Source organism: Mycoplasmopsis cynos (assembly GCF_900660545.1).
In the GTDB taxonomy this organism is placed as follows: Bacteria; Bacillota_I; Bacilli_A; order Mycoplasmatales; family Metamycoplasmataceae; genus Mycoplasmopsis; species Mycoplasmopsis cynos.
Window position 1 is genome coordinate 1 of sequence record NZ_LR214978.1, and the last position, 4,380, is coordinate 4,380.

Below are 4,380 nucleotides of genomic sequence, written 5' to 3' on the forward strand. Positions count from 1 at the left end.
TGATTTAATGTTTTTGTTGTTTTCTTTTCTTATTCTATCGTGTATAAATTAATTAATAAAAATGAGGCGTTATCATATAAGTAACTATGAAGATTCAAAATTTCCTAAAAATTTCAAATATTTTTGAAAAATTTGAAAAGAAAAAATTTTCATTTTGATCTAAAAGTCATTTTGAACCATTAGAACATTATATTAATATTCCTGAGCTTTACTTAGATAAGCAAAGCACAGCATTTTATATTTCTTCTAAAAATAAAAATCTTAATTTTAATAATATTTGAAATTCTATAATGAATAACAAAAACTCAAGTTTATTTTATAAAACTGTGAAAAATAACAAAGAAAATTACACAGCAAATAAAAGTGAGATTTTAAAAAAGATTGCTTTTATAAATTTGAGTGAGTATGATAAAAATAATGATGGATTACCTTTTATTGAAATATGAAATACTTGTATTAAAAGTTACGAAACAATCAAAAAACATTATGATTTAAGTATCTTTAATAAAGATTTTGAACTAACAATGAAAAATTCATTGTTCTCAAAAATCACATTCTATTCACAACAATTACATTCAGTTAATTTATCATATCAAAAAGTATTTGATTCTATCTTTCTTGAATATTCTGAAAAAATATCGCATAATAATGATGTTAAAATCATTGAAAGCTTTGCGTCAGTTGTTTATGATGTTGTTACTGATTATAAAAATGTTATGGCAGATCATTTAGTTCGTTTTTTAAAGGATTTAAAAACAAATCATTTTAGATTACTTGAAGAATATGAAAAAAGTGATTTTAATATTTCTAAGAAAATCATTGAACAAAATCGATTAGCTTTAAAGTATATGAAAGAAATAAATAATTCATCAATTCAACAAGTTTCAATTGCTATTAAAAAAAAGAGATATTTTACAAGAAATTTCTTTTTATTCATCATATAGAAAAAAACTTACTAAAAAAAATGTTTATTACATAAAATCAATTATTAAAAAACTAACCGGTGAAAAGAAAAATCTTAAAATAATGTTAAAAAATTTAATAAATGATGACATTAAGTGATTAGAAGTTTATAAAAATTTATTAATAAAAAGAAAATTGATTAAGTTTTGAAAAAAACATATACATAATGTGGTTTATTTAAAAAACAATATGATTTTTGATCTTGAAAACTTTGTAGATCAAGAAGTTAAAATATTTTCAGAAAGTAGATTTTTTCCAATTTTAAAAAGTAATAAGGACAAAAGATATAAATTAAGTAGAATAAGACAAATTATTAATTATGAATTTGATATACCAATTGACTTTTACACTTCTGAATCGTATAAGACTGATAAATCTATTGAAAAAGAAATGAATATTTTATTGAAGAAAAAAGACAAGATTGATAAATTAGTTTTTGTAAAAAAAGATACTTTAAATGAACCTTCAAAAATATTTAATTTTGAACAATCTATAAAGCTAGCCCAAGCAGAAGTGAAATGAAGTGATGAATCACAAAATAAATTGTTTAGTTTATTTTTAAGTAATAAAGAAATTAAAGTATCTAGACTAGAAAAAAATATAAAGAGTTATAAAAAAACTGTTGCTCCATTATTAAATTATTTTGAATCAGTAATTTCATCACATGAAAATGCTAAGCAATTATTAGAACTAGAGACAGTAAAAGATATCAAGAGTTTTAGAAAACTTTTTGCTTTTAAAGAGTGGTCATTAAATTTATTAATTAACCTTTCAAGATATACATCGTCAAAATCAAGTGTTTCAAAAAAATTAGAAATCGATTATTTAGCTGCATTAGAATTTATTAGACTTTATGAAAGTTTATCAATTAATATAGAAAAGATGTTTTTGCCTTATAAAAAACTTAAATTAGGTGAAAAATTTAAGCTAAAATTTGTTAAATATCACCTTAATGGTGCTAAGTTTTTATTTGTACAAGATGATAATTCAATTAGTTATGAAGAAAAAAAAGAAATTCTAAGAACTCTAGGGAACATCTCGAAAAGTTTTTCTAGTTCATTTATTTTTATTACTGATGATCTTAAAATAATAAATGAGTTATTTGAAGAAGTTTATTTCTTTGATGATTTTAAACTACTTGAATGAGGTTCAAAGAATGAAATTCAAAAATTGCCTGTTAATCCAACAATAGCTAAATTGTACAATCCAGAAATTAAAATACCTAATTTTAATGACTATTATAAAAACAACGATTATTATATTAATGACAGTTATAATCATGTAAACTAAACTAAAAATGATTTTTATTTTTTTACTTGAATATAACTGTCATTAATATAATAATCGTTGTTTTTATAATAGTCATTAAAATTAGGTATTTTAATTTCTGGATTGTACAATTTAGCTATTGTTGGATTAACAGGCAATTTTTGAATTTCATTCTTTGAACCTCATTCAAGTAGTTTAAAATCATCAAAGAAATAAACTTCTTCAAATAACTCATTTATTATTTTAAGATCATCAGTAATAAAAATAAATGAACTAGAAAAACTTTTCGAGATGTTCCCTAGAGTTCTTAGAATTTCTTTTTTTTCTTCATAACTAATTGAATTATCATCTTGTACAAATAAAAACTTAGCACCATTAAGGTGATATTTAACAAATTTTAGCTTAAATTTTTCACCTAATTTAAGTTTTTTATAAGGCAAAAACATCTTTTCTATATTAATTGATAAACTTTCATAAAGTCTAATAAATTCTAATGCAGCTAAATAATCGATTTCTAATTTTTTTGAAACACTTGATTTTGACGATGTATATCTTGAAAGGTTAATTAATAAATTTAATGACCACTCTTTAAAAGCAAAAAGTTTTCTAAAACTCTTGATATCTTTTACTGTCTCTAGTTCTAATAATTGCTTAGCATTTTCATGTGATGAAATTACTGATTCAAAATAATTTAATAATGGAGCAACAGTTTTTTTATAACTCTTTATATTTTTTTCTAGTCTAGATACTTTAATTTCTTTATTACTTAAAAATAAACTAAACAATTTATTTTGTGATTCATCACTTCATTTCACTTCTGCTTGGGCTAGCTTTATAGATTGTTCAAAATTAAATATTTTTGAAGGTTCATTTAAAGTATCTTTTTTTACAAAAACTAATTTATCAATCTTGTCTTTTTTCTTCAATAAAATATTCATTTCTTTTTCAATAGATTTATCAGTCTTATACGATTCAGAAGTGTAAAAGTCAATTGGTATATCAAATTCATAATTAATAATTTGTCTTATTCTACTTAATTTATATCTTTTGTCCTTATTACTTTTTAAAATTGGAAAAAATCTACTTTCTGAAAATATTTTAACTTCTTGATCTACAAAGTTTTCAAGATCAAAAATCATATTGTTTTTTAAATAAACCACATTATGTATATGTTTTTTTCAAAACTTAATCAATTTTCTTTTTATTAATAAATTTTTATAAACTTCTAATCACTTAATGTCATCATTTATTAAATTTTTTAACATTATTTTAAGATTTTTCTTTTCACCGGTTAGTTTTTTAATAATTGATTTTATGTAATAAACATTTTTTTTAGTAAGTTTTTTTCTATATGATGAATAAAAAGAAATTTCTTGTAAAATATCTCTTTTTTTAATAGCAATTGAAACTTGTTGAATTGATGAATTATTTATTTCTTTCATATACTTTAAAGCTAATCGATTTTGTTCAATGATTTTCTTAGAAATATTAAAATCACTTTTTTCATATTCTTCAAGTAATCTAAAATGATTTGTTTTTAAATCCTTTAAAAAACGAACTAAATGATCTGCCATAACATTTTTATAATCAGTAACAACATCATAAACAACTGACGCAAAGCTTTCAATGATTTTAACATCATTATTATGCGATATTTTTTCAGAATATTCAAGAAAGATAGAATCAAATACTTTTTGATATGATAAATTAACTGAATGTAATTGTTGTGAATAGAATGTGATTTTTGAGAACAATGAATTTTTCATTGTTAGTTCAAAATCTTTATTAAAGATACTTAAATCATAATGTTTTTTGATTGTTTCGTAACTTTTAATACAAGTATTTCATATTTCAATAAAAGGTAATCCATCATTATTTTTATCATACTCACTCAAATTTATAAAAGCAATCTTTTTTAAAATCTCACTTTTATTTGCTGTGTAATTTTCTTTGTTATTTTCACAGTTTTATAAAATAAACTTGAGTTTTGTTATTCATTATAGAATTTCAAATATTATTAAAATTAAGATTTTTATTTTAGAAGAAATATAAAATGCTGTGCTTTGCTTATCTAAGTAAAGCTCAGGAATATTAATATAATGTTCTAATGGTTCAAAATGACTTTTAGATCAAAAATGAAAATTTTTT

Annotated in this window: 2 protein-coding genes and 1 pseudogene; 2 read left to right on the forward strand and 1 reads right to left on the reverse strand. The window is 20.9% G+C overall.

What is annotated here, in order from left to right; translation table 4 throughout:
- Positions 1 to 86 precede the first annotated feature (86 nt).
- Both EXC48_RS00135 and EXC48_RS00140 read left to right on the forward strand, forming a co-directional pair.
- Positions 87 to 944 (forward strand): hypothetical protein, encoded by an 858-nt coding sequence (locus EXC48_RS00135; protein WP_129720335.1) that lies wholly within the window; start codon positions 87 to 89, stop codon positions 942 to 944.
- The gene (locus EXC48_RS00140) at positions 889 to 2,253 is read left to right on the forward strand and encodes an MAG1360 family OppF-related protein (RefSeq protein ID WP_129720336.1); all 1,365 of its coding nucleotides are present in this window, start codon (positions 889 to 891) and stop codon (positions 2,251 to 2,253) included. The genes EXC48_RS00135 and EXC48_RS00140 overlap by 56 nt, the downstream gene beginning before the upstream one ends.
- 14 nt (positions 2,254 to 2,267) lie before the next feature.
- Here the strand turns inward: EXC48_RS00140 and EXC48_RS00145 are convergent.
- A pseudogene (locus EXC48_RS00145) lies at positions 2,268 to 4,178 on the reverse strand (MAG1360 family OppF-related protein); the annotation flags it as partial.
- Positions 4,179 to 4,380: the final 202 nt, after the last annotated feature.